This is a genomic window from Pseudomonas sp. MD195_PC81_125, from assembly GCF_014060985.1.
GTDB classification, from domain to species: domain Bacteria; phylum Pseudomonadota; class Gammaproteobacteria; order Pseudomonadales; family Pseudomonadaceae; genus Aquipseudomonas; species Aquipseudomonas parakoreensis.
In genome coordinates this window covers 1-2,336 of sequence record NZ_JABULD010000867.1, presented here as the reverse complement: position 1 = coordinate 2,336, position 2,336 = coordinate 1, and the positions used below count along the sequence as shown (strand labels likewise).

The following is a 2,336-nucleotide window of genomic DNA, read 5'->3' as shown; positions in this document are numbered from 1 at the left end:
CTCTTTAGGGATTGGCAGAGGGTTTGATTTGCTCATATGCAAAGTCCGTTATTGAATGCTGAGCAATAACGAATAGGGCAAGACGTGGGGCTGATGTATCGAAAGGCAGAAAACGATCTATGAGAGTTTTTTAAATGATGAATCGCTAATGCCGGTTTTCGTTCGGTTATTGGTTGTTGTATTTTGCAATCTTCAGTTTTAAATGTATAGCCAAGCTCCCGATCCGGAGTGGCAATAACAGTTTTTTTATCACTGATGAGGGCGATCTTCGTAAGTGGGATGTAAGTGACGATGCCGCATGCCTCTGGAGATAAATGGAATGAAGAAAAAACTAGAATTTTTTTCAGTCTATTTTCTGCAGAGGATGCAATGGAGCCTATTACGCCGAGATATATTATTACAGTATAAGAAACTCCAAGTATTAATATGAAGCTTCTATTAAAAACCTGTTTTTTTGGCTTCTTAGTTATGGTGTAAGAATTTACGTATGCAGGTTGTTTCCGTTCTGTGCTTATTATGTTGTACAGCATGTTTAGTGTGACGAGTATGTATATTGGAATGCTCAGATACATTCCAATATAAAGCCAGATGCCTATGATTCCCAAGATGGTGAATGTTTTTTGTGCTGATGAGAATTGTCCCGCTTCAACGTGAGTGAACTCGGTAATGAAAGAATCTGCGATAGAATTGGCTATGAGTGTTATGAAAATAGTGGCGAGAGCTAAAATTAAGTTGCATGCAGTGGCATGTGCAGAATAAAACTTATGTAGTTGATAGTGAAAAAAAAGCAAAAGCTAAGGTGCTGCTACTAACTAGGATGAATAAGGTTTGAGGTACAGTCTTGGAAAAGGTAAAGCCGATCATAGTTAGAAGTGCAAAAACTATGAGTGTTGCAGTGCTGGCAGTCACAATGAATGCGATATAGTCTAGGAATTCCCATCTTTGGAAGCTGTAATGTAATTTAAATTTTGGGCGGAACGAGATAATTTTTTTCTGTGAAAAGGTTTTGTCTAGCAGCCAAAAAACGAAGACGGAGGCAAAAAACAAAGTAAGAATCGCGACTATAGCCATGGGTTTTTTTCACTTTTAACTTAGATTGATCGAAGCGGATTCGACTGCCGCTTTTCTGGCATTTGATTGAACCATAATAATTTCTGTATTTTTTTCTTGACTGATTTCTAATATGCGAGAGATGTCGCGAAAGTTGTAAGGGGAGGATTTAAAACGGTCTCCCTTGTCAATTTCTGGAAACGTGTCTTTTTCGTCAAAAAAATCAACGCTGTAGCCTGAAAACTCGCATAGTACTCGCATATAAGAGCGAATATATCTGTAACAGCCAATGAGTTCTTCTGTTGAAGTTCCAACTTTGGTAAAAGTGATGTTTTTGGGGTTTGCTAGATTGATAGCGTCGTAGATTGTGAATTGTTTGCTCGATGATTTTAGCGTGTCGTAAATAACTGGAAGGGTTAGGATACCTGCAAGATCATAGATTTCGTTACAAGCTTGGCCATAGTGCTTCGCCGATACCTCGGGTGTTGTTTTGCTGCTGATTGCTGTGTGGATATTGAGTTTTACTTCTGCAAGGGTGTTGATGACCTGTTTGAAACGGTCATTGTCAATTTTTGGAATGCCTTTAGTCGGGCCTTCATCTTTGAAAAAGCGCAGGTGGAGCCTTGGATGCGCATGAAAGTCACCTTCGATTTTTCCTAGGTAGACAATTTTTTTTTAACGCGCCAAAGTATTCAAACATCGCTTTGCGATGAGCGTAATAGCCATCTACGTTGTTCTTGAATTGAGTCGCTATGATTTGTACGGAAGTTTGGTGCGTGGCATGTATTCGAGCAACAAGGATGGAAAGTGGTATCGATAGTGAAAGCAGGCCTAATGGTAAAGTGCTGATCTTCAAGAATTCGGTTAAGCCTGTGGAACTAATGGATAGGGTGTAACCTTCCCAAGAGTATTGCCCAAACATAAGAAAATATAGAATGGGTCCAAGTATACTAAGCCATAGATAGCCTTGTTCGGCTAAGCCTCGATTTGCATCGATGTGGAAAGGGTAGAGATACTTGTGTGTTGCGTCCTTTTTTTTGCTTTTTAGCGAAATTTGTATAAATTTTAAAAAGCCATTTTTTTATTGAAAATATGCTAATGGCGCCTGGAATGATCAAGCAAATCACAAGCTTTAAACGTTCGTCCATGAAGATCTCGTTAGCGTCAGGGTGGCTAGTATTGTGCCATCATTCATTGTCTGCGCAAGATGTATACCGCACATAAGACGCAAAATTTTGCTCCGCAATGAGTGTGCTGAATAAGGAAGAGCAAATTTGGTGGCTTCT

1 protein-coding gene is annotated in these 2,336 nt (G+C 39.5%); it reads left to right on the top strand.

Annotated features, from left to right (window positions below; genetic code table 11):
• Window positions 1–1,557 precede the first annotated feature (1,557 nt).
• On the top strand, window positions 1,558–1,710 hold the full coding sequence (locus HT737_RS29905; protein ID WP_182404623.1) for a hypothetical protein: 153 nt from the start codon (window positions 1,558–1,560) through the stop codon (window positions 1,708–1,710).
• Window positions 1,711–2,336 lie beyond the last annotated feature (626 nt).